The organism is Cohnella lupini, assembly GCF_003386205.1.
GTDB lineage: Bacteria > Bacillota > Bacilli > Paenibacillales > Paenibacillaceae > Cohnella > Cohnella lupini.
On record NZ_QRDY01000002.1, the window covers coordinates 466,759 to 491,441 of the forward strand.

Below are 24,683 nucleotides of genomic sequence, written 5' to 3' on the forward strand. Positions count from 1 at the left end.
TCCGACAATAAGAGAATAGTAAACTTTATGGTTGGATCTTGGCGTCCGGTTGTCTGCGAGAAAATGGATAGGAATCTCATGGTAAATTTTAAGATTGACTCCTATTTAATGGGCTAGCGATCATATAAGATTTTTTTGAGAGGGCGAGTTCATTTTTGAAAGCCCTTTCACGGCTACTAAAAGTCCGAAGGAAGGTGGTGGGAAAAAGAGAATCGAGTCGGATATAGAGTACGGGTAGCGGAGAAAAGGAGGGATGTTCGGCACAGTAACCGCGAGTGGCAAAGGTATGCATTGCATTCATTGCATTATTTGCAGGCATTTCATATTCGAGGAGGGTAATTATTCATGAGCATTCATAATCCGTTTTCCGGAAGAAGATTAGTCCTCGTTTGGTCATTGGTGGTCGCGTTCGTCCTTGCCCAGTTTACGTTCTCGCCGTCCGTCGCTTCCGCGGCTTCGGCGTACAACCAGATCAACGCGTCGGGCTATAGCAGCCAGTCCGGAATTCAGCTAGAGGCTTCCAGCGAAGGAGGACAGAACGTCGCCTTCATCGATAACAACGACTATATCGCCTTTACGAACATCGATTTCGGAAGCGGCGCGACCTCTTTCCAGGCTCGGGTGGCGAGCAACGCGAGCGGAGGGAACATCGAGATCAGGCTGGATAGCTTAACGGGAACGCTCGTCGGGACTTGCGCGGTACCCGGTACGGGAGGCTGGCAGAATTGGACGACCCAGACCTGCTCGTTAAGCGGTAATGCGAGCGGAGTGCATACCCTGTATTTGAAATTCACGGGAGGAAGCGGGAATCTGTTCAACATTCTGTGGTCCAAATTCGTCAGCGGCCTTTCCGCCTTCAACCAAATCGAGGCGGAGGCATACTCCAGCCAATTAGGAATTCAGACGGAGGCTGCGAGCGAGGGAGGTCAAAATGTCGGCTGGATCGACAATGCGGATTACCTGGCTTTTAACGGGGTCAATTTCGGAAGCGGCGCGACGTCCTTCCAAGCACGAGTAGCCAGCAACGCGGCCGGCGGCAATATCGAGGTCAGGTTGGACAGCTTGGGGGGAACCCTGGCCGGAACGTGCGCGGTGACGGGAACGGGCGGATGGCAGAATTGGGTTACCAAGACTTGCGCAATCTCCAACGTGACGGGAGTCCACAACGTGTACTTCAAGTTTACGGGAGGAGCAGGCAATCTGTTCAACGTCAATTGGTTTAAGTTCGGCACGACGACTCCGCCGGTTGGCGGCGGCGACGTCGTAGGCAAAATTTTCGCGGGATACCAAGGGTGGTTTAACTCCGCGGGAGATAACTCTCCTAACAGCGGATGGGTTCACTGGTCCAAGAACAGCAGCGCGCCGACCGCCAACTCCAACGTGAACTTCGAGCTTTATCCGGACATCCGCGAATATTCGAAGCTCTATCAGACGAATCTCGCGAATTTCGGAAACGGAACGCAGGCGAAGCTATTTTCCTCCTATGACCAAGAAACCGTCAATAAGCACTTCGAATGGATGCAGACTTACAATATCGACGGCGCGGCCTTGCAGCGGTTCGGGGCGGACGAGAGCGATACGCCGAACAATTGGAAAACGAACCGGGATAGCGTAGCCGTTAAGGTTAAAAACGCGGCGGAAACGTACAATCGCAAATTTTACGTCATGTACGACATTACGGGCATGAACGCAAGCAATTGGCTCAACGCGGTTAAGCACGACTGGACGACGAATATCGTGAATAACATGAATCTGACGGGTTCCTCCGCGTACGCGAGACAAGACGGCAAAATCGTCGTGTGCATATGGGGCATCGGATTCACGGACCGTCCGGGAACGGCGGCCGAGCATGCGAACCTTATCAGTTGGTTCAAAAATCAAGGCGTGTACGTGATCGGAGGCGTGCCGACTTATTGGAGAACGGGCAACAACGATTCGAAATCCGATTTCATGAGCGTATACGAGTCGTTAGACATGCTATCCCCATGGTTCGTAGGACGTTTCGGCCGCAATGGCACCAGCGATGTGGATGCCTATAAAGCGAGCCAGTACGGACCGGATTTCACGTATACGCAGCAGCGCAATATCGCTTACCAGCCCGTCATCTGGCCGGGGTCGGCATGGTCGAACATGACCGGCGGGCCGCGGAACGAGAATCCGCGCCTTCACGGAGATTTCATGTGGCGGCAAGCCTACAACATGAAGGATCTAGGGATTAACACGGGATATATCGCGATGTTCGACGAGTACGACGAAGGCACCGCCATCGCCAAAATCGCCGAGAACAGCTCGATGATCCCGACCAATCAATATTTCCTTACGCTTGACGTCGACGGAGTAGCGTTGTCCTCGGACTTCTATCTCCGGCTCGCGGGGGATATTACGAGACTCTTTAAAGGGCAGATTCCGTTAACGGTCGCGCATCCGACGAGCCATCAATAATTCGTCGGCGAGCGGTTCCCGGGCTAGCTAGTTACCCGGGAACCGTTTTTTCATGTTCTCGGAAAGGCGAACGGACGTCTGTCCATAGCGGGTACCTTCCGGAATGTCTCACGATAGTCGGATTCTCCGACTATGAGATTCGCAAAGATCCGGAATGTCCCACCATAGTCGGATTCTCCGACTATGAGATTCGCAAAGTTCCGGAATGTCTCACCATAATCGGATTCTCCGACTATGAGATTCGCAAAGTTCCGGAATGTCCCATCATAGTCGGATTCTCCGACTATGAGATTCGCAAAGATCCGGAATGTCTCACGATAGTCGGATTCTCCGACTATGAGATTCGCAAAGATCCGGAATGTCCCACCATAGTCGGATTCTCCGACTATGAGATTCGCAAAGTTGATGGATGCCCCACCATAGTCGGATTCTCCGACTATGAGATTCGCAAAGTTCCGGAATGTCTCACCATAGTCGGATTCTCCGACTATGAGATTCGCAAAGTTCCGGAATGCCCCACCATAGTCGGATTCTCCGACTATGAGATTCGCAAAGTTACTGGATGTCCCACCATAGTCGGTTTCCGTTGTACTCGCGCGGCCAAAAAGAACCGAGGGCGACTAACGCACGGTATTCGTCGCAAACAGGATAGCCACGTACCGGAAAATTTAAGAACGCCTCATGTTGAAGTTGTTACGGAAATTATAAGATAGCGTAGAAAATCGAAATCGAAGTCAGATGAAACAAATAAATGAAAGCACTTACAATCTGCCGGTCAGGGTCACTAAGGAGGTGGTAGGTTAGACCTCGGGCGATTTTTCATCCCGAGGTAGGCGGGCGATACCGCAACCTCATTCGCGCATCGGGCAAAAAGCTCGAAGCACAGTACGAAGCGACATCTCGAAGCGACCGGCTAAAGCAAGAGCTCGAAGCAAACGTCTAACGCAAGAACGTACTTCAAACCCAAAAGGAGCGTAAAAAATGAAAAAATCGTTATTGGTCTTGTCCATGGCATTAGTGTTCTTCGTTTGCGGCGCAAGCCTGGCTTTCGCGGCGGTGGATCCTTACGGCACGATTCTGCCGAGCGACAACTCCGAGCTGAACAGCGACTCCGGTAAATTCGGCGACGGCAGCAGCCTTAGAATCGAAGAGAACGAGAATAAGAACCTCGGCTACATCGTCAAAGGCAACTACGCGAAGTTCAGCGCAGTCGATTTCGGCGCCGATGGCGCTGCCAAGGTCAAGATCGAAGTCGCGACTCCGAACGCGGCCGGCTCGATCGCTTTCCTGGCGGACGACCCGAAAGGGACCCCGTTCGCTACGGTAAATTACGAGCCGTCCGGCGATTGGCAGAAGTACCAGTGGTTCGAAGCCCCAGTTACGGGACTGACGGGAGCGCATGATCTCTACGTCGTGTTCACGGACGGCGACATCAACGTTCGCGGCATTTCATTTGAAGCGGCCGGCGGCGGTGGCGAAGCAGAACCCGCGGCGAATCCGGCAACGGGCGATAACGGTATCATGCTGTACGCTATTTTGGCTGTCGCCGCGGCAGGCGCGATCGTCTTGTCCAGAAAATCGCTCGCCAGGCGCCAACATTAAACCGTATCGAGTGGATTCATGATCATTCCAGCGTAAAGGAAGTCCCGATGCCGACGATGCGGCGGAGGGACTTCCCTATTTGGCCGAAGAGGGGAATCCCATGAAGACGATCTACGCTAAGTGGTCCGGCAAAGCCCTGTTCGCGGCCGGCGCCGTCGTGTTGCTATTTTCGCTGTATAAAATGGGAGCTTATTGGCTGGACGGTTACGAGAACGGAAAGACGTATTCGGAGATCAAAGAAGTCTATTACGAGCAGCCTGCAACCGCTCCTTTGTCAGTCCGGACGGAGTCTGCGTTAACGATCGAGTCGGCCGAGCCGCGGCTTGAGCCTGCGGTCATGGACTCGAGGACTTTTAACCCAAGATTCACGGAGCTGGTCAAGAGAAATAAGGATATCGTCGGTTGGGTAAAAATCGGGGACACGAGAATCGACTATCCCGTAACGCAAGCCGAGGATAACGAGTATTATCTCGGGCACGACGTAAACGGGAACGAGAACGCTGCCGGAAGTATTTTCATGGATTACAGGAACGAGGTCGGCGGGTCTGGCCGTCACTACATCCTCTATGGCCACGATATGAAAAACAAGACGATGTTCGCGGACCTGTTGGGGTACGAGAGCAGGTGGAATTTCGAAAACAAGCCGACAATCGAGTTCGATACGATCTACGGGGATGGGACATGGATTATTTTCTCGGCGTATACGACGGATTCGTCGTTCGATTATATACGGACGGATTTCTCGTCCGATGCGGAGTTCCGGACATTCTTGAACACGGTGAAGAAGAAGTCGCTGCACGAGTCCGGCGTGGAAGTGACGGCGGATGACGTCGTACTGACTCTGTCGACATGTTCCTCCGCTTTCGATGACGCCAGGTTCGTCGTTCATGCGAAGCTGGCGGCGGCCGGGGAATTATAGACTTTGATTCCGAAAATGCAACAGCACGGACTCAGCCGGCTGCAACTCTATTTCGATAGCTTTCCTTGCGTCATCAAACCTCATTTCCCTGCCATCCCAAATCTCTCTTACGGATACTTCCTTGCCAGATTGTATTCCCAATCTTGTCAGTTCAATCCGCTTGCTCACCGCATGGTCAGGGTCGAAATTGAAGACGGCGACCCAAGCTTCGTCTTCTGATTGAAGCAGATAAATGTCTTCGGCCTTGTTCCCGCTCGTTCCTTCCACCGGTCGGAAGGTTACTCCCTTGCGAGCCAGGTCCATGACTTCGGGACGGGTCATCCAAGAACGCGCCCTAGCCGCGGCCTCTTCCAGCCGGTAATCGTCGCCGAGAAGGAGAGACGTCCCTGCAATAACCGATGCGGTCAGTCTGCTTCTTCCTTCGTGCGCCGTGGTCTCTTTTTGATTATCGCTTTTGTGCAAGACCGTGTGATCCGGGTCGTTAAATCTGTACAGCGTGTCGTTAATCCACCAGCCGTAAGTCAAGGCATTCAGCATATATTCCGTATCCCCGATCAGTCCGAAAGCATCGCAGGAAATTCGCCGACTGTGCGCATAGCCGTGCGGAAACAACGGAGCGATGGAGACGTTGATGAAGAAGGGCCTCCCAATCCGTTCCGGCTTCAACGTATCGCGGATGACGGCCATCCCAAGATGATAAGCTTGAATGCCGCTTCGCACGTCCGGAAGATGGTGCTTGCCCTCTAGCGCGCCGTGCGCAAGGAAATCCGCCTTCACGTATTCGAAACCCCATTCTACGAACCTGTCGAGTTCTCTCCGAATCCGTTCAAGCGTAACCGGATGGCTAAGATCCATGGCATAAGCGCCGTCCAGCGTCGGCAGGAGATTCCCCGCATGATCCTTTAACAGCAGATCGCGGTAAGCATATCCCTCGAAGCCTTCGACCGGTCTTTCGGGATCTTTACCCCAATATGCGAAGGGCGAGAAATAAATGCCCGGCTTCTGTCCGTTCGCCCGCACCCGCCTGACCGACTCGCTCAGTTCCTCGGGTGTCAGCTTATTCCAGAAAGCATCAAAGTTGATGTAAACGACGCCGTCATTCGAGAAACCGAATTGTTGCAGGCTCTGCTTGATAAAGTCCGATGTGTGCACGTAAACGTCGAAGTCCAGTCTACCCATAACGGCCGACCAGCTGTTCCAGCCGAACGGAACGCCGCCATCCCAGGGGAGTTTCGGCGCGATCACCGCATTCGCCCGGCCGAAAGCTTCCATGCCGTCCCGATAATCGTCGAAAGCGCCGACGAAGATGCGAGGGGACACATTGACAAGACCGCGGGCGTTGCCATGGGGCAGAGTGTCTCGGGTCTGGAGCCCAGTCACCCCTCCGAACGCACGAAGGCGCGAGACTTCTCCGGCCCAAGTTCCTTCTACTTGCAAGCCGGTTTTCCAGAAATCATGCGTGACCGAACCTAGAACGAAACCTTTGCGGGCGTCCTTGTCATAGATTGCGGTTGCCTCGTAGCTCTCCACGGAACAGGGGATTGCGTGCGATCCGTAACGGACCCACTTATCATTATCGTAAGGGACGAACAGAACGCGAATTTCCCCTTTGCTCCCGCTGCCGAAGTCGATAACCGAGCCGTCGTTGCGAAGCGAGGCAAGCGGCGACATATAATTCGTTTCCCACTCGGCTTCCTGTCTCGAGTCGAGTTCCACGAACACGTATGGCATCCCTTCATAACTCCACAAGTGCTGACGAATCGCTGGTTTGCCGGGCGTTGAATGCTTGAACGTCCACCGGATGCCTCGGCCGAACCCGTCTTCCACCGGCTGAATCGAAGCTTCGTCTACACTATGATTTTCGTATAAGCTCGTCCTCAACAAATCGGATCCGACCTTCAATTCGCCGTACAGCCCGCGGATCGCTCTTCCATCCCGCCAGTGAAAAGCCAAAGTACCGTCGTGAAGATTGGCTTCCGAACGAACGAGCCCGTTATCGACGGCCATGATATTCGAATCCGATTCGATCTGAATGTTCTGACTAAGCAATGAATATTCCTCCCCTTGTCTTTCAAACTCAAGTCCTAGCTCTTGATGGCACCCATCATAATGCCCTTGACGAAATAACGCTGCACGAACGGATACACCATCACGATCGGAATCGTCGCCACCATCGTTACGGCCATCCGGATGCTTTCGCCGGACACCGGAATCCGCTTGGAGCTGTTGGCGAGAGCTTCTGCCTCCGACAGCATGGTCCCAGTCTGGAATTGGTTAAGGATTTTGACAAGGACGGCTTGAAGGGTTTTGAGATCCGGCTTGTAAGTATAAATATACGAATCATACCAGGAGTTCCAGTGACCGATACCGATAAATAGAGCAATAGTAGCCAAGACGGGGATGCAGAGCGGGAGGACAACTTTTGCGAAGATCTCCAGATCGTTTGCTCCGTCGATCTTCGCGGACTCTTCAAGCTCCGCGGGCAGCCCTTCGATATAGGTACGAACCAGGATCATAAGGAATACGCCGATCAATCCCGGGAAAATGAAAACCCAGAAGGAATCGATTAAGCCAAGCGATTTGATGATCATATAAGTCGGGATCAGCCCGCCGCCGAAATACATCGTAAAGATGAAAAACAGCGTTAGATATCTCCACGCGATCAATTCGCGTTTGCTGAGCGAGTACGCCATCATGCAAATAGCCAGCACGGAGAGCGGAGTCCCGATCAAAGTCCGCAGGACGGTGACTTTTACGGAAACGAGCAGCTCGGTATTGCGGAAAATCGTGGCATAGCTGTCCAAGGTGAAAATTCGGGGCCACAAGTACAATCCTCCGCGTACGGAATCGGTGGCATCGTTCAGGGACACGACGAGAATATTCCAGAACGGATAAAACGTGATAATGAAAATCAAGGCCAGAAAAGAGTAATTGAAAATATCGAAAAGGGTATCCGATAATGAAAGCTTTTTCGCCACTTAGCGTTACCTCCCTTTCAGAACAGCGATTGGTTATTCAGCTTCTTGGAAGCGAAATTGACGATTACGACCAGAATAAAAGCGACGACGGAATTGAAGAGCCCAACTGCCGAAGCATAAGAGAACATCGAGTTTTGCAAGCCGTAGCGGAAGGAATAGGTCGACAGGACATCGGAATACTCCAGATTTAAGCCGTTTCCGAGCAGGAAATGTTGATCGAACCCGGCATTCAGGACGCCGCCGAGGGACAGGATGAGCAGGATGACGATCGTGGGCTTCAAGTGCGGCAACGTAATGTACAGGATTTGCTTGAAACGTCCGGCTCCGTCCACTTTGGCTGCCTCGTACAATTCAAGATTGATAGAGGAAATGGCGGCGAGATAGATGATGGAGCTATAGCCCATTTCCTTCCACGTATTTCCGAGAGCTACGATCCACCAGAAATATTTGCCCTCCTGAAGGAAAAGTATGCTTTTATCGGACAGATGCAGCCATTTGAGCAAGCCGTTGACGACGCCGTCGGATGACAGGACCGTTACGATAATGTTCGCCGCGATAACCCAGGAGATAAAATGAGGGAGATATGACACGGTCTGCACCGTTTTCTTGAACATGGAGTTCTTGACTTCATTGATCGCGATTGCGATGATGATCGGCGCCGGAAAGGAGAATAGAAGGGTTAGCATCGTGGACGCGACCGTGTTTCTCATAATGATGTAAAAATCGCCGTTTTTGAAAAAGTAGTTGAACCAATCTATTCCGACGAATTCGGCATGGTAAAGGCTGTTCCAGAAGTCGCCCAATGACGGCTGATAATTAACGAAAGCCATATAAAGTCCCGCCATCGGCAAATAAGCGAATAGGACGGCCCATATGAGTGCCGGCGCCAGCATCAGCAGGAGATATTTTTGTTCGCTCAGCTTGCGGACCAGCTTCTTCTTGGCTTTGCCCGGAACCGTTTTTTTGAGCGATGTCGACGCTGCCGTTTCCAAATGATGCACCCCGTTTCGATGTGATGTAGAAAGTATAGGGCTCGTCGGACGCGGCTATCAATATTACAATGTTCAGAAACATACGGGAAAACGACTATGTTTGAAAACGCTATCTTCGCGGAGCCCACCCCGTAGTATAATGGGCTTTATCATAGGGCAAGGAGAGATGCGGCATGTTTTCCATTTATCTAGTCGAGGACGAAATCATAGAGCTTGACCTCCTTATTAACTATATTGATTGGGAGAGTATGGGAATCCGCGTCATAGGCTCCGCCAAAAACGGCAGAATAGCATGGAAGCAAATTCAGACTCTGCAGCCGGACATCGTTCTATCGGACGTAAGAATGCCCATCATGGACGGGCTTCGCTTGGCATCGCTGATTCAGGAACAATTCGATTGGATGAAAATCGTCTTCCTGAGCGGGCATGACGAATTCGCCTACGTGAAATCCGCCCTCTCCGCGGGAGCGGTAGGTTATCTTCTCAAGCCGGTGAACCCGGGCGAATTGTCGGAAGTCATGTCGAAGGTAAAAGAGGAGGTGGAGAAGGCTAACTTGCTGCGTCGATCCAAGCAAATGCTGGCGGAAAAGAATATCGGGAATCTGCTAAGCGAAGCCGGTGGCGAGAGCGCGCAGGAAACCTGGCATGAGCTGACGAGATTGGATCCGAGGTATTTAAGCCAAGAGTATGTCGGCGCCCTTGTGCAAGTAGACGATCCGCACGCGCTTCCGGAAGCGACGGCTAAGCTTCTGAAGGAACAAGAAGATCCCTTCCAAGTGTTTCATTCTCAATTGGAGGCTTTCTCGCTATCGGGAACGATTATCCGGCTCGGCGCCAACCGGTGGTTTCTCGCCGTCCCTGCCGCCGAAGGGACGAATCTCTCCTTTTTCTGGCTGGCCCTATCCGAATCTATCCGTAAAACATGGGAATGGACGGCTACGATCGGAGTCTGCGAAAAAGCGGGATTATTAAGACAGTCGCGAGACATGCTCAAGGAAGCGGAGAAAGCGGTAGACGAACGGTTTTATAGAGGATCCGGCAATGTTATATATTCCGGAAACGTGCAAGCGGAGAACGAAGAGCTCGATAACCTCGAGGTTCAAGCGCTACCGGAAAAGCTGCAATTATCCGACCTGCCGGATGCAGAGGAGGAAGCGGGCCGTATCTTCGACAGTATGGTCCGGCTGCGAATACCGAGAAAATCCGCTTATCGGGTAACGTCGAATTTGATTCAGGCTATCTTCTCGGAATTATACAAATACGAGGATTGGGCTGACAGGGGATTCGGCGACTCTACCGAATGGAACCAGGAAGTCGCTAGAATCGAAACGGTCGCGGGGATGAAATCCTTCGTTCTGAACTTACTGGAGCGGGCTGGCGGTTACTTGGAGGAGAAGCATCGGGACCGGCACGCCATGCTTGTACAGCAAGTGGCCGGAATCATCGACAACGAGTATCCGGATGCGCTGACGATCGATTATTTAGCGGGAAGGGTTTACTTGTCTCCTAATTATTTGCGGGTGCTGTTCAAAGAAAAGAAGGGATGCACGGTCCATGAGTATTTGACTAAAGTCCGTCTGCAGAAGGCGCTCGGCTTGCTACGCGACAGGAAGCTGAAGATTCATGATGTCGCGCGGAACGTCGGATTCGATAATACCTCTTATTTCTGTTCTTTTTTCTATAAAAACCAAGGGGTCACTCCGAATGAATATCGCAAAAAGTTTCTTTAACGCCATCGTTCGCCTTTATCGGAAAATCAGGAATCAGAGACTGAGAAGCAAGCTGTTTCTCGTTTACCTGCTCGTCTCGATTTTACCGATTTCCTTTTTGGTGCTCTATTCCTACCAGACGGTCAAGGACCAGTTGATCCATCAGGCAGTCGAGAACATCGGAAGCACGATCGACCAGGTGAATAAAAATATCGAGAACAAGCTCGATATGTATTCCCAGGTCGCGACCTTGCTCTATTCGGATACGCAATTGCGCAACTATCTGATCAACACTTATAAAGCTAAGGATTTGTCCTTTTTGGACGCTTATGACTATATCAACAAAACGCTGTACAAGATGCTCGCGATGAATCCCAACCTGAAGTCGATCACCATTTACACGGAGAATAAGACGCTGTTTTCGGACGGATTGTTTATCAAGCATATGGAAGAGCTGCCTGATGCCTTAAGAGAACAGTCCCTCCAGGCAGCCGGCAATATTACGCAATTTTTCCCGAATAACCAATCTCCCGGGGCGAAGACCGTTACGCTGGCACGGTCCCTGAATTATTTGAGCTTGAATTACCCCTACGGCATATTGACCATGGAAATCTCGGAGAGGGAGCTCTTCTCCTTGATCGAGAAGGAAAACAACAACAAAACGATTATCGTCGCCGACGAGAACGGCCATATCATCACTTCCGGCATTAAAGACGGCGATATCGGCAACGTCGCCGATATATCCGATATCGGCGGCAAAGATACGATGGTCATACAAAAGTCGTTGAAAAACGGCTGGAAAACGGTTGTGTTGCTTCCGTACGCGGAGCTTCTGGGACAAGCCCAGAAGGCTACGGCGAAAATGCTTTACATTTCGCTGGCCTGTATTCTTGCCGCCATTGTCATGATTTACGCCACCAGCAAATTCATGACCAAACGGATCGAATTTCTGCTTCAGCAAATCCGCAAGGTGGAGCGCGGATCCATCGCATTGTCCTTCACGCACATGGGAGACGATGAAATCGGCCAGTTGTCCTTTGCCTTGAACAAGATGTCGGTTACCATACAGGATCTGATTCAAGACGTCTACAAGCAAGAGCTGTCCAAGAACGAAGCGGAGATGACGAGCCTCCAGGCGCAAATCACTCCCCATTTTCTCTACAACACGCTGGCTTCCATTTCTGCTCTCGCTATTAAAAGCAACAATTCCCAGGTTCACAGGATGGCCGACGACTTAGCCAGGTTTTATCGCATATCGCTGAACAAGGGCAAGAAATGCATCACGATTGAGAAGGAAATCAAACTGACCGAGCATTACATTTCCATTCAGAAAACCAGATTCCAGGGCCTGTTTAACGTGCATTATGTGCTAGATGAAGATCTCTTTCATTACACGACGTTAAAGCTGGTCGCGCAGCCGTTCATCGAGAACTGCATCAACCACGCGATATGGGACGACGAATGCGGGATCAATATCGTTATCAAGCTGGCTGCCGACGGGAATGACGTTCTGTTGTCCGTCATCGACGACGGAATGGGCATGCCAAAGGACGTATTCGAGAGGATGAGAAATCCAATCGGGCAGTCCGAGGGGTACGGGATCTACAATGTGGACAAGCGGATAAGGCTGGCCTACGGAGAGCGATACGGGGTGCAGGTGTACAGCAAGCTCGGGATCGGAACGTCGGTACAAATCCGCATTCCGATGACGACGAAGTTTCTATGAAAGTCGTTTTCCGTTACGTTTAGTTACAATGTAATATAGAAAAGTCGCAGGCCGGATGATTAAAATGAAGCTAATCAATAGCGATTTCAACCGCATGAAACCGGAAATGAAATCGCTGTCATCACATTTGAGGGGGAACGGATTAGCGATGTGGACAAAGGGTCAGACTCGATTGGCGGTTATCATGATAATTTTAGTATCACTGCTCGCGGCATGCGGCAACAACAATGAGAAACCATCCGCAAGTCCAAGCGCGTCCGGGACAGGCGCGCCCGCATCGGGGGAAGCAAGCGAGAGCGCAAGCGAAGCCGCGGATAGCAAGCCGATCAAATTTACATTCTTCGATCAGAACGTCGGCGATGCGTTCAACAATCCCGTGCTCAGGAAGTGACCAAACGCACCGGAGTGTCGCTGGAGATCCAACAACCGACGGGCAACCCATCGGAAAAGCTGAACTTGATGCTGGCCAGCAACGATCTGTCGGATATTATGGCCATATCGCGCGGCGATCTTCTGAGCAAGTACATCGCGGCAGGAGCGCTGACTCCGCTTAACGACCTGATCGACCAATACGGACCGCACATCAAGGAAATGTACGGAGATATGCTGAATAAGACACGGCATACCGACGGTAAAAACTATTATTTAGCGAACTGGTACGGGCTTGAGCAATACCCGGTATTCGGATTTCTCATGAGGATGGACGTCCTCAAGGAACTCGGGGCAACCGACAAGGCGGAGAACGGACAACCGTTTACCGCGCAGGAGTTCGTGGATCTCCTCAAGAAATTCAAGGAAAAATATCCGACGGTTAACGGCAAAAACACGTACCCTTTGACTTTTAACGGAGAAAACACGGGGGCGATCACGGGAACGTTCAAGGGCATGTTCGGATTAATGCCTTATTACGAAACGAACGGCGAGATCAAAGCCGACGTGAAGGATCCCAAATACATCGAAATGATCAAGTTCATGAATTCCTTGTACACGCAAGGCATGATCGATCCGGAATGGGCAACCAACAAAACGCAGCAGTATGAGCAGAAATTGGCGAGCGGGACGATTTTCTCGACGGCGGACGCGTTCTGGAATGCCGGCAAGCCTAACGCGATTCTCAAAGCAGAGGCCAAAGACCAGTCCAAGAATGAAGAGGCCCAGTTTTTCCCTTATAAGGTCGTAGCGGACGGTGTGGATCCGGCCAAGACGACTTATGGTCCGAAGAGCTCCCTCGGCTGGGACGGAATCGGAATTTCCAAGAGCAACAAGGATCCGGTCCGCGCCATCCAATTCCTCGATTTCCTGGCTAGCGAAGAAGGGCAGTACCTTCTGATGTGGGGAGTAGAAGGCGTGCATTGGGATATGAAAGACGGCAAGCACGTTCCCAAACCGGAGGTGCTGGAAGGCTTCAAGAAGGATTGGGCAGGGTATTCCACGAAATCCGGTATCCGGAAGTGGACTTGGACGATCAAGAACGGTCCCGGTTCGGACGGAACGCCATATGATTTGATCGGACGTTACGAGACGGATAAAGTCGCCGAGCTAGCGATCAAGAACCTGGCGGACACGTCCTTCGATACGGCTCTCTATGACAATTTAGGCCCGAGCGGCGGAACGCCGGAAGCGATCATGCAGCAGAAGGTTAACGAGCTGAGCTCCAAGTATTTCCCTCGCATGGTAATGGCTCCGACTGAAGGAGAAGCCGTGCAGCTGTACGATAAAATGCTTCAAGAGATGGAAACGGCCGGACTTTCGGAGCTCGAAAAAGTGTATACCAAGAATTTCACCGAACGCTCGGAATTGTGGAAATAACGTCTTTGCAGAAGAGAGCCGAACGACGCATGACAGCGTCGTTCGGCTCTTATTTTATATCGGAATAAAATCAACGACTCGACAAGCCCAATCAGATAGGAATCGCCTGTAAACGTTAAGATTAGCTCATTCCCGGCTGGAGTGCCTATTCGGTAAACTGTTATAAATTGTTAATTCCATCCTATTGCCGAACAAGGGAGCCGATTATGTTTACAACCGCTAAAGCCAAGGTCCTGTTCAGCTTGACGTTGTTAGCGATCGCGGGACTTATTGCCGTGAGCTATTATTGGCTTGCCGACTCGCCAACGGGCAAGAAGGAGCCGGAGAAATTCAAAGTGCTCGTATTCAGCAAGACGGAAGGCTTTCGCCACGATTCCATTCCGGCTGGATTAGAGGCTATTCGGCAGCTTGCCTCGGAGCATGGCTTCCTAGTAGACGCGACGGAGGATTCGGCAAAGTTCACGGAAGAGGGACTTTCGCCGTATGCGGCGGTCATTTTCCTCAATACGACGGGGGAAATTCTGAACTCGGGGGAACAGGCCGCTTTTCAAGCTTATATCGAGTCTGGCAAAGGTTACGTGGGCATTCATTCGGCATCCGACACGTTGCATTCATGGCCTTGGTACATGAATTTGGTCGGCGGCATGTTCACGGATCATCCGGCCTTCGCGAAAGGGACCGTTAAAGTCGCAGACAAGGCGCATCCTTCTACCGCTTCGCTGGCTTCGACTTGGCAACGGTCGGACGAATGGTACAACTTTCTGGCCAACCCGAGGGGCAAGGTTCACATTCTGGCAACCGTAGACGAGAAATCGTATGAAGGCGGCAAAATGGGCGAAGACCACCCCGTCTCCTGGTGCCAAGAATATGACGGAGGCAGATCGTGGTATACGGGATTGGGGCATGCCAAAGAAAGTTACTCCGAACAAGATCCGGCGTTCCTGCAGCACATGCTCGGCGGAATTCAATGGGCTGCCGGTCAAGCGGAAGGGGACTGCTCGGCCACGATATACAATGACATGAACTATCAGAAGCAGGAACTGCTGACCGGCATTCAAGCCCCGATGGGCTTCGATTTCGCGCCGGACGGCCGTATGTTCTATATCGAGATCGGCGGGATGGTGAAGGTGTATTCCCCCGAAACGGAAATCGCTACGCTGGCGGCGACTTTGAGTATCGTCAACGGGAATGAGCAAGGAGTACTGGGAATCGCGCTCGATCCCGGTTTCGCGAATAACAATTGGTTGTATCTCTATTACACGCCGGTAGGCGAGGAGAACGCGGACCGACTGTCGCGGTTTACGGTCAAAGGCGATAAGATCGATCTCGATTCGGAGAAAATCGTTCTTAAGGTTCCGACGCAGAGAAAGGAATGCTGTCATCACGGCGGAGATTTGGAATTCGGGGCGGACGGCAACCTGTATTTATCGACCGGCGACAATACGAATCCATTCTCATCCGATGGTTACGCTCCAACGGACGAGACGGCCGGGCGTGCGGCATGGGACGCGCAGAGCACGGCGGGCAACATGAACGACCTGCGCGGGAAAATTCTAAGGATCAAGCCGTTGCCGGACGGAACCTATGCCATCCCGGAAGGGAATTTGTTTGCGGACGGGTCGGGCAGGCCGGAAATTTACGTCATGGGAACGCGGAATCCTTTTCGGTTTACCGTTAGTCCGTTCGATAATGCCGTGTATTGGGGTGATGTCGGACCGGATGCGGGGATAGATAAGGCGACTCGCGGGTCTAAGGGCTACGACGAGATTAACCAGGCGGCTACTGCAGGCAATTACGGCTGGCCATACTGCATAGCGGACAATAAGGCTTACAGGGATTACAGCTTCTCCACTAGCGTTTTCGGAAAAACCTACGATTGCGCGGCCCCAACTAACGATTCTCCCAACAATACCGGTGGGCAAAAGCTGCCGGAAGCCCGTAGCGCGCTTATCTATTATCCGTACGGTCCGAGCGCCGAATTTCCGGAAATGACCGATGGAACGGGGCGAACGGCGGCGGCCGGCTCCGTCTACCAATACGACAAAGCTAACGATAACGAGTTCAAAATGCCGGCTTACTTGGATCGATCGCTTGTTATTTTCGACTTTTCGAGACAATGGTTCAAGGAGGTCAAACTCGACGAGAAGGGACAGCTGCTGAAGATCAACCCCTTCTTGACGAACTTGAAGTTCGATCATCCGATCTACGCGAAAATTGGCAAAGACGGAAGCCTCTACGTTGCCGAATACGGAACGGGCGGAGCGGACGGGAAAATCTCCAAGGTTCTATATACCGGCGCGGCGGGCAATCAGGCTCCTAGCGCCCAGGCTACTGCTAGCGCGACGAACGGGCTGGCTCCGCTCTCCGTGACTTTCAACTCGGATAATACGGTGGACACGGACGGGGATCCCGTAACCTACTCATGGGATTTCGACGGAGATGGCAAAGCGGACTCCGATGAGGCGAATCCAAGCTACGTGTACGAGAAGAAAGGAAACTACAACGCGAAGCTGACCGTTAGCGACAATAAGGATAATTCGGCTTCGGTAACGATACCGATCACGGTCGGGAACAATGCGCCGGTCGTGACCATTACCGCTCCTGCTTCGCGCGGATTTTTCGCTTGGGGCGATAAGATCAGCTACGCCGTTACGGTTACGGATGCAGAGGACGCGGAAATCGATTGCGCTAAGGTAAGCGTCACTCCGGCGCTGGGGCATGACGAGCATTCCCATCCGAGCCCGACGCGGAACGGCTGCACGGGTACGTTCGAGACGGTCGTCAGCGATACGAATATCGAGAATACGTTCTTTTACATTACGGCGAGTTATACAGACGAAGGTTCGGGGGAGGCTGCGGCGTTAACGGGTACTTCCACGATCGTTATTCTATCTTCGGACCGTCAGGCCGAGTATTACGATAATTGGAGCGGCGGCAAGCTGCAGACCGAGAATACGTCCGATGTCGGCGCGGGCCTTAACGTGGGCTTCATCGAGAACGGAAGCTGGCTGTCCTTCAAAGCGATGAATCTCGCGGGAATAGATGGAATAAGCGCCAGAGTATCGTCGGCGGGAGCGGGAGGAACGATCGAGATCCGCGCGGATTCCCTCTCCGGCACCCTGCTGGGTACTTTGAAAATTCCGGTGACGGGAGATTGGCAGAAGTGGGTCGACGTTCAAGGGGAGCTCAGCGATATTCCGTCAGGAGAGCATGATGTGTTCTTCTCGTTCGTCGGGGGCTCCGGCTATCTGTTCAACGTTAACAAATTCGATTTTCTGGGGAACGGTATCTCGGCTCCATAAAGCAAGCAAGAAGAGCGCCTCCGGGATCCGCTGATTGAGCGGAACCGGAGGCGTTTTCGCGCTACTCGCGCTGGAAACGGCTAATCCGCCGAAAGTGCCCCCGAAGCCAAAAATACCCGCGCGAGAAACGGCTATTCCGCCGAAAGTGCCTCCGAAGCCAAAAATACCCGCGCGAGAAACGGCTATTCCGCCGAAAGTGACTCCGAAGCCAAAATACCCGCGCGAGATGGCTAATCCGCCGAAAGTGCCTCCGAAGCCAAAAATACCCGCGCGAGAAACGGCTAATCCGCCGAAAGTACCTCCGAAGCCAAAATACCCGCGTGAGAAACGGCTAATTCGACGAAAGTGCCTCCGAAGCCAAAAATACCCGCGCGAGAAACGGCTATTCCGCCGAAAATGCCTCCGAAGCCAAAAATACCCGCGCGAGAAACGGCTATTCCGCCGAAAGTGACTCCGAAGCCAAAATACCCGCGCCTAAAGCGGCTAATCCGCCGAAAGTGCCTCCGAAGCCAAAAATACCCGCGCGAGAAACGGCTAATTCGACGAAAGTGCCTCCGAAGCCAAAAATACCCGCGCGAGAAACGGCTATTCCGCCGAAAGTGTCTCCGAAGCTCAATACCCGCGCGAGAAACGGCTATTCCGCCGAAAGTGCCTCCGAAGCTCAAATACCCGCGCGAGAAACGGCTATTCCGCCGAAAGTGACTCCGAAGCCAAAAATACCCGCGCGAGAAATGGCTAATCCGCCGAAAGTGCCTCCGAAGCCAAAAATACCCGCGAGAAACGGCTATTCCGCCGAAAGTGTCTCCGAAGCCAAAAATACCCGCGCGAGAAATGGCTAATCCGCCGAAAGTGCCTCCGAAGCCAAAAATACCCGCGCGAGAAATGGCTAATCCGCCGAAAGTGCCTCTGAAGCCCAAAATACCCGCACCTAAAGCGGCTATTTTCCAAACCCTCGCCAACGGCCGCAATAACGGAGCGAAGTTCCGCTATTTCGCCAAAACTGCCACCAAGAGAGGCGGATCAATCTAACAAAGTCGCTGACTTACCTACGCTTACACCCGCCGCAAGAGGTGAAGCACCTCTCGAGCGGTCAAAGCTGACTTTGGCGCGCGCCAGCAATACAAGTCCGGCCACTTCCGCGTTAAAGGCTAATATTAGACTGCAAAAGCCAAGTTTCACTCCTGTTTTGCCTGCTTGGGAGTACGGTAACATGAATGAAAGCAAGTGTAGGCAGACAAATAGCGAGAGGTGAGCATAGGTGGGAAGCATCACGTTTAATCATGTGTTCAAACAATACAAAGGGGAGTCGCGCCCGGCCGTTAACGACTTCCACCTGTCCATTGAAGAAGGAGAATTCCTCGTGCTGGTCGGTCCTTCCGGGTGCGGAAAATCGACTACGCTGCGCATGCTTGCGGGTCTCGAGGAAATTAGCGACGGAGAATTGTATATCGACGAAAAATTCATGAATTACGTCTCGCCGAAGGATCGGGATATCGCGATGGTTTTCCAGAATTACGCGCTGTACCCGAACCTTACCGTGCATGAAAATATCGCGCTTGGCCTGAAGCTCCGCAAGACGCCGAAATACGATATCGAGCTGAGAGTCAATAGAGTGGCGAAGATTCTGGAAATCTCGCATTTGCTGGATCGCAAGCCGAGCCAGCTATCCGGCGGACAGAAGCAACGCGTCGCCTTGGGAAGGGCAATCGCCCGCGAGCCCCAAGTATTCCTCATGGACGAGCCGCTGTCGAACTTGGACGCCAAGCTCAGAGCCCAAACGCGCGCCGAAATCATCAAGCTGCAAAGCGACCTGAAGCGCACGATGGTATACGTGACGCATGACCAGGTGGAAGCGATGACGATGGGAACGAGGATCGTCGTCATGAAGGACGGCGTCATCCAGCAGGTGGCGCCTCCGCGGCAGCTGTACGACGAGCCCGCCAATCTGTTCGTCGCCGGCTTCATCGGGTCGCCGCAAATGAATTTCGTCGAAGGGAACGTCACTCTCGAGGAGGGAAGGTACTACTTCTCCAATAAGCGGATGAAGCTGTTGCTTCCGCGAGCTTACGACGCCCAATTCGAGAAGATGAACCGGGCGGTGCGCAACGTCGTGCTGGGAGTACGGCCGGAGCATGTATTGCTTAAGCCGTCGGAGGAGAGCGACGACGAGAACGGGTTCGTCGCTTCGGTCGTGCAGATGACCGAGGTGACAGGCGCGGATTCGTACGTTTACGTTGCGGTTGGCGAGTCTAAGCTCATCGCGCGGACTGATCCCGGTATTTCCTACTCCAAGGACGACATTCCTGCAATCGGTTTCAATATGAAGAAGCTGCATTTTTTCGATGAAAATACGGGAGTTTCGTTGGCAGGCGGAGGAGAGGCGCAATGAGGAAGATTAAATATCCGCGCCTTATTTTCCGACTCTTGCTAGCCGCCGTTATCCTGTTCGGAGCGTTTCGTTGGATATCCGGCACGGAGCCGGCGATATACGCTTCAACCGTGAGCGCCGCCGATTTACTCGATTATTCGGATGACCGGGAGACTCAGCCCTACGTCAGAGTGATGGATCAATTTCCCGATGCCGCGCAAGCGGGCGCCGGACAGCCGATCGGCATCGCCGCCGCCGAATACGCGGAAGCGGCGCCGGAAGCCGAAGTCTCCAAGCAAACGGACGAGGGAGGGGCAACACTTCATTGGACCAACTCCCAAGGCTGGGTGGAGTGGGCTTTTAACGTAGCCACTGCCGGATGGTATGAGCTACATGTCGATTATAAGCCGCTCGAGGGAGGCAATTCCTCCGTCGTTCGGGGAGTCCAGATAGACGGCCGGTTTCCTTTTCTGGAATCGGAGAATCTCGAGCTCGAGCGGCTATGGAAGGATGCGAAATATCCCTACGACCGTAACGAGATCGGCATGCAGGTTCGACCTCAGCAGACGGAGATCGTCGAATGGTCGACGAAAGCGCTTTCCGACTTTTCGGTTTCCTCGGAGCCGCTTCTCTACCGGCTGGAGCCCGGCGAACACAAGCTGCGGCTAATCGGGGAGAGAGATCCGGTAGCTCTTAGAAGCTTGACCTTTCAACCGAAGAGGCCTTCAGCCAAAAGCTATGAAGAATATGAAGCCGCTCAGCCGGAAGCCGCCGCTCAGCCTCAGCCGGATTGGTTTTCGGTTACCGAAGCCGAGCAGTTCAAGCGCAAGTCCAGCCTAGCCATCCAGACCGATCACTGGTCGGAGCCATATATTTCGCCCGATCCGAAGGGCCGCATCACGTACAACGTGCTCGGGGGGCAAAGATGGCGGTTGCCCGGCGAATGGGTGGAGTGGCAAATATCCGTGCCGGAGAACGGTTGGTACGAGATCGATCTGAAGAACTTCCAAAATTACCGCAACGGATTTCGGGCTTACAGGACACTGGAAATCGACGGCGAGACGCCCTTCTCCGAGATGCACCATTTCGGAATCGATTATCACAAGGAGTTCCTCATTACGACGATAGCCGATCCCGAAGGCAAGCCGTACAAATTTTACTTGACGAAAGGCGACCACACGTTGCGCATGACGGCGGATTCTTCGGAGCTGCAGCCGGTGACGCTCGCGCTAAAAGATACGTTGGATGAGCTTGCGGACTTCGATAGGCACGTGAGACTGATAACGGGCAATTACAGTAAAAACGCCTTCGACGCCAACACGGATTCGACGAGAACGTGGGACATGGTTAAATTCGACCCCGACATCGCAGCGAAAATGCAAGGCTTCGTCGACAGGTTATCGGCCATTCGCGACTATATTAACGGATTGAACAGAAAAAATTCGGACTTGTCGGAAGCGATCAAAGTATCGATCACGATTCTGGAGGAGCTGCAGGGAGACGTCAACGAAATTCCGAACAAAATCAACGACTTCTCGACGATCCAGAACAATATCGGAACGTGGATGGCGACCCTCACGCAGCAGCCGCTTCTGTTCGATTACATCGTGGTTCGCACGCCGCAAGCCGTTACGGGACTGAAGGAGCCGACGCCTCTATCCAGGGTGCCGTATTCCATCGTCGATTTCGGGCGTTCGTTTTACATGGATTACGATACCCGCAAGCATAACAAAGACGAAGCGCTGACGATTTGGGTGCAACGCGGACGCGATTACGTCGATCTGCTGCGCGAGATGGTGGACCAGGACTTTACTCCGAGAACGGGAATCGAAGTCAATATCAACCTGATGCCCAATCCCAACGTTCTGGTGCTAGGCAACGCTGCGGGTGACGTTCCCGACGTCGCGCTCGGCATCGGGGAAGCGACCCCGGCGGACTTCGCGATGAGGGACGCCGCCCAAGACTTATCCTCCTTCCCGGGCTTCGGTGAAATCAGGGAGCGGTTCATTCCGGGAGTCGAACGGGCTTTGATGTACGACGAAGGTACTTACGGGTTGCCCGAGGTGCAGAACTTCCAGATGCTATTTTATCGCACCGATATTTTCGAGAATTTGAATCTGAAGGTACCGGATACTTGGGAGGACGTCTTCGATATCCTGCCGACGCTGCAGGAGAACGGAATGACGATGAACTATCCGAAGGCGGACTTCACGACGATGTTCTTCCAGAACGACGCGGAGATCTACGCCGAGAACGGCTTGGCGGCGAATCTGACGAGCGCGAACGGACAAAAGGCCTTCCAACAATGGACGGAGATGTTCCGTAAATACAATCTGCCGATCGATATTCCGGCGTTCTTCCAGCATTTCCGCGACGGGGACATTCCGATCGGGGTAGCCGATTTCAATACGTACGTGCAGCTTCTCGTTGCAGCCCCGGAGATTACCGGCCATTGGAAAATCGCTCCTCTCCCGGGAGTAAAGCAAGCGAACGGGGAGGTAGCCAGATGGTCTCCTCAGGGATTGTCGGCGGCGATGATCATGAAGAAGAGCAAGAACCAGGAAGAAGCATGGGAATTCCTGAAATGGTGGACTTCGGGGGAAGTGCAAGCCCAGTACGCGAAGGACATCGAATCGTTCTACGGAATCGAATTCCGGTGGAATACGGCGAACGTCGAAGCGATGCGGACCTTGTCTTGGCCGAACGACGACCTGCAAGCGCTAAGGGAGCAGGGGAGATGGGCGAAGAACATGCCGTACGTGCCGGGCTACTACTTCCTGAACCGCGAGATGGAGTTCGCTTGGAACCGCACCGTATTCGACGGGATGCCGGCCCAAGAATCGCTTGAGAAAGCACAGCTGTCGTTGCAGAGAGAAATGAACAGAAGGCAGAAGGATTTCGACATCGACGGCAAGGAAGACTTGAAGATTTCGCAAATACGCGAGCCTTACGAATGGGAGGAATCAGGACCATGAACACGGAGATTTCTCCCGGGATAACCCGAACGTCGACGACTTCATCCATCCGATTGAAATGGAACCGATTCTGGGCGGATATTCGGCGCGACAGCTTCTGCTATTTGTTTCTCGCACCGTTCCTGATCTGCTTCTCGGTATTCATCGTCATTCCGGTCGTGATGGCCGCGACTCTCGGTTTCACGTCCTATGACGGCTTCGGTTCGCTGCGGTTCATCGGATTCGATAACTACATCGCTTTGTTCACCCAAGACATCATTTTCCTGACCAAGGCGCTCCCGAACACCTTTCTATTCGCCTTAATCGTCGGACCCGGCGGGTATGTGCTGGCCTTCTTGTTCGCCTGGCTCATTCACCAGCTTCCGATCCGGATACGCGATTATTATACTCTGGCTTTCTATGCTCCCTCGATGGCGGGAGCGGTGGCGCTTTCCGTCGTCTGGATAGCCGCCTTCAGCGGTGATCGTGTAGGGTATCTCAACAATTTTCTGCTCGGGATGGGATGGATCGACGCTCCGATCGTCTGGCTTCAGCAGCCGGAATACCTGCTCAAGGTCATGATCATCGTTTCTCTCTGGATCAGCTTCAGCGTCGGTTTCCTGGCGATGCTGGCCGGACTGCAGACGGTAAACCGCGAGCTGTACGAAGCCGGTCGAATCGACGGCATTTCCAACCGGCTGCAGGAAGTGTTCTATATTACGCTTCCGTCGATGAAGCCGCAATTGCTCTTCAGCGCGGTCATGACGATCGTCACGACGCTGAAGGCGGGAAGCATCTCGACGCAATTAACGGGCTTGCCGATTACGCCTCAGTATGCCGGGCATCTCGTCATCAACCATATCGACGATTACGCGTTTATCCGGTTCGAGCTCGGATACGCATCCGCGATATCGGTCATGCTGCTGCTCGTCAGCTATTTCGCCATGAGGTTCGCGTACAGGCTGTTCGGATCGAAGGAGGAGCTGTAGAACGATGATGATTCGACGTCTTCGAAGAATAACGCCGTTCCAGGTCATCCTGGTTACCGTCTTTACCGCGCTAGCCGCGTTCATGTCCTTGCCGATCGTGTTCATCCTGAATCACGCCTTCAAGCCGACGAACGAGCTGTTCCTGTTTCCGCCGAGATTTTTCGTGCAGAACCCGACGGGAAGCAACTTCGAGCAATTGTTTCTCCACGCGACGAACGCGACGGTTCCGTTCAGCCGGTACGTATTCAACAGCGTCGTCGTGGTCGCGTTAACGCTCATAAGCGTCATCATCGTAAGCACGATGGCGGCTTACGTGCTCGCGAAATACCAATTTCATTTCAAGCAGCTCATCCTGTCCCTGATCACGTTATCCTTGATGTTCGCGCCGGAGACGGTAGGCATTCCAAGGTATCTCATCATCAGCGGCATCCATCTGAACAATACGTACCTGGGTCATATTTTGCCTTCCCTAGCCTCTCCGATCGCGGTGTTCATGCTCGTCGGATTCATCTCGCAAATTCCGGGAGAACTGCTGGAGGCGGCGAGAATCGACGGTGCCAGCCATTTCGGGATCTTCACCAAGATCGTGCTGCCGTTAGCCGTTCCCGCGATCGCGACGATCTCGATCTTCACCTTCCAAGGCGTCTGGGGAGACGTCGAGACTTCGACCCTGTTCATGCAGGACGAGACGATGCGAACGCTCGCGTTCTACGTCAACAGCTTGCTCAGCGGACTCCAGAACAGCGTGGCAGGACAGAACATCGCCGCGGCGGCCGGTCTGCTCATGTTCATACCGAATCTGATCATTTTCCTGTTGTTCCAACGGAAAGTGCTCGAGACGATGATCCATTCCGGTATCAAGTAATCAAGTAAACTCCACCAGCAAAGGAAGT

The 24,683-nt window shown here is 52.9% G+C and carries 16 protein-coding genes; 12 read left to right on the plus strand and 4 right to left on the minus strand.

The genetic code is table 11. The features are described from left to right. The first annotated feature begins 345 nt into the window (after window positions 1-345). From DFP95_RS06215 to srtB, 3 genes are all read left to right on the plus strand, one after another. Entirely contained in the window at window positions 346-2,442 is a 2,097-nt protein-coding gene (locus DFP95_RS06215) for a carbohydrate-binding protein (protein WP_115991704.1), read from the plus strand. Between the two features lie 981 nt (window positions 2,443-3,423). Continuing rightward, entirely contained in the window at window positions 3,424-4,044 is a 621-nt protein-coding gene (locus DFP95_RS06220) for a carbohydrate-binding protein (RefSeq protein WP_115991705.1), read from the plus strand. Window positions 4,045-4,144: 100 nt separating this feature from the next. Continuing rightward, window positions 4,145-4,963, plus strand: coding sequence for a class B sortase (srtB, locus tag DFP95_RS06225; RefSeq protein WP_115991706.1), 819 nt, complete (start codon window positions 4,145-4,147; stop codon window positions 4,961-4,963). Here the strand turns inward: srtB and DFP95_RS06230 are convergent. Genes DFP95_RS06230 through DFP95_RS06240 form a run of 3 tightly spaced genes read right to left on the minus strand, consistent with a single transcriptional unit; the run spans window position 4,958 to window position 8,873 of the window. Next, window positions 4,958-7,012, minus strand: coding sequence for an alpha-galactosidase (locus DFP95_RS06230; protein ID WP_115991707.1), 2,055 nt, complete (start codon window positions 7,010-7,012; stop codon window positions 4,958-4,960). The two genes, srtB and DFP95_RS06230, sit on opposite strands and share 6 nt — an antisense overlap. A 35-nt stretch (window positions 7,013-7,047) precedes the next feature. Continuing rightward, window positions 7,048-7,941: a carbohydrate ABC transporter permease gene (locus DFP95_RS06235; protein WP_115991708.1), complete on the minus strand. Its 894-nt coding sequence runs from the start codon at window positions 7,939-7,941 to the stop codon at window positions 7,048-7,050. 17 nt (window positions 7,942-7,958) lie between these two features. Further along, on the minus strand, window positions 7,959-8,873 hold the full coding sequence (locus DFP95_RS06240; RefSeq protein WP_245987442.1) for an ABC transporter permease: 915 nt from the start codon (window positions 8,871-8,873) through the stop codon (window positions 7,959-7,961). A gap of 233 nt (window positions 8,874-9,106) precedes the next feature. Here DFP95_RS06240 and DFP95_RS06245 point away from each other — a divergent pair, with 233 nt between their 5' ends. The 5 genes from DFP95_RS06245 to DFP95_RS06260 all read left to right on the plus strand — a co-directional run bounded on the left by DFP95_RS06245 (window position 9,107) and on the right by DFP95_RS06260 (window position 17,479). Next, window positions 9,107-10,663, plus strand: a complete 1,557-nt coding sequence (locus DFP95_RS06245; protein WP_115991709.1) for a response regulator transcription factor — start codon at window positions 9,107-9,109, stop codon at window positions 10,661-10,663. Then, window positions 10,638-12,368, plus strand: a complete 1,731-nt coding sequence (locus DFP95_RS06250) for a sensor histidine kinase (protein WP_181907287.1) — start codon at window positions 10,638-10,640, stop codon at window positions 12,366-12,368. Before DFP95_RS06245 ends, DFP95_RS06250 begins: the two co-directional genes overlap by 26 nt. Window positions 12,369-12,552: 184 nt before the next feature. After that, window positions 12,553-12,759, plus strand: a complete 207-nt coding sequence (locus DFP95_RS29690; protein WP_342768188.1) for a hypothetical protein — start codon at window positions 12,553-12,555, stop codon at window positions 12,757-12,759. Further along, window positions 12,756-14,177 carry an extracellular solute-binding protein gene (locus DFP95_RS06255; RefSeq protein ID WP_342768189.1) on the plus strand — a complete coding sequence of 474 codons (1,422 nt, stop codon included), beginning with the start codon at window positions 12,756-12,758 and terminating at the stop codon, window positions 14,175-14,177. Before DFP95_RS29690 ends, DFP95_RS06255 begins: the two co-directional genes overlap by 4 nt. Before the next feature lie 206 nt (window positions 14,178-14,383). Further along, window positions 14,384-17,479: a ThuA domain-containing protein gene (locus DFP95_RS06260; RefSeq protein WP_115991711.1), complete on the plus strand. Its 3,096-nt coding sequence runs from the start codon at window positions 14,384-14,386 to the stop codon at window positions 17,477-17,479. A 433-nt stretch (window positions 17,480-17,912) separates the two neighbouring features. Here DFP95_RS06260 and DFP95_RS28640 read toward each other — a convergent pair whose 3' ends face one another. After that, entirely contained in the window at window positions 17,913-18,095 is a 183-nt protein-coding gene (locus tag DFP95_RS28640; RefSeq protein WP_147304138.1) for a hypothetical protein, read from the minus strand. 642 nt (window positions 18,096-18,737) lie between these two features. Here DFP95_RS28640 and DFP95_RS06270 point away from each other — a divergent pair. Genes DFP95_RS06270 through DFP95_RS06285 form a run of 4 tightly spaced genes read left to right on the plus strand, consistent with a single transcriptional unit; the run spans window position 18,738 to window position 24,655 of the window. Next, window positions 18,738-19,868 carry an ABC transporter ATP-binding protein gene (locus tag DFP95_RS06270; RefSeq protein ID WP_115991713.1) on the plus strand — a complete coding sequence of 377 codons (1,131 nt, stop codon included), beginning with the start codon at window positions 18,738-18,740 and terminating at the stop codon, window positions 19,866-19,868. Further along, on the plus strand, window positions 19,865-22,822 hold the full coding sequence (locus tag DFP95_RS06275; RefSeq protein WP_115991714.1) for an extracellular solute-binding protein: 2,958 nt from the start codon (window positions 19,865-19,867) through the stop codon (window positions 22,820-22,822). The genes DFP95_RS06270 and DFP95_RS06275 overlap by 4 nt, the downstream gene beginning before the upstream one ends. Then, window positions 22,819-23,790, plus strand: a complete 972-nt coding sequence (locus DFP95_RS06280; protein ID WP_245987389.1) for a carbohydrate ABC transporter permease — start codon at window positions 22,819-22,821, stop codon at window positions 23,788-23,790. Before DFP95_RS06275 ends, DFP95_RS06280 begins: the two co-directional genes overlap by 4 nt. Window positions 23,791-23,794: 4 nt before the next feature. After that, on the plus strand, window positions 23,795-24,655 hold the full coding sequence (locus tag DFP95_RS06285; RefSeq protein WP_245987391.1) for a carbohydrate ABC transporter permease: 861 nt from the start codon (window positions 23,795-23,797) through the stop codon (window positions 24,653-24,655). Window positions 24,656-24,683 lie beyond the last annotated feature (28 nt).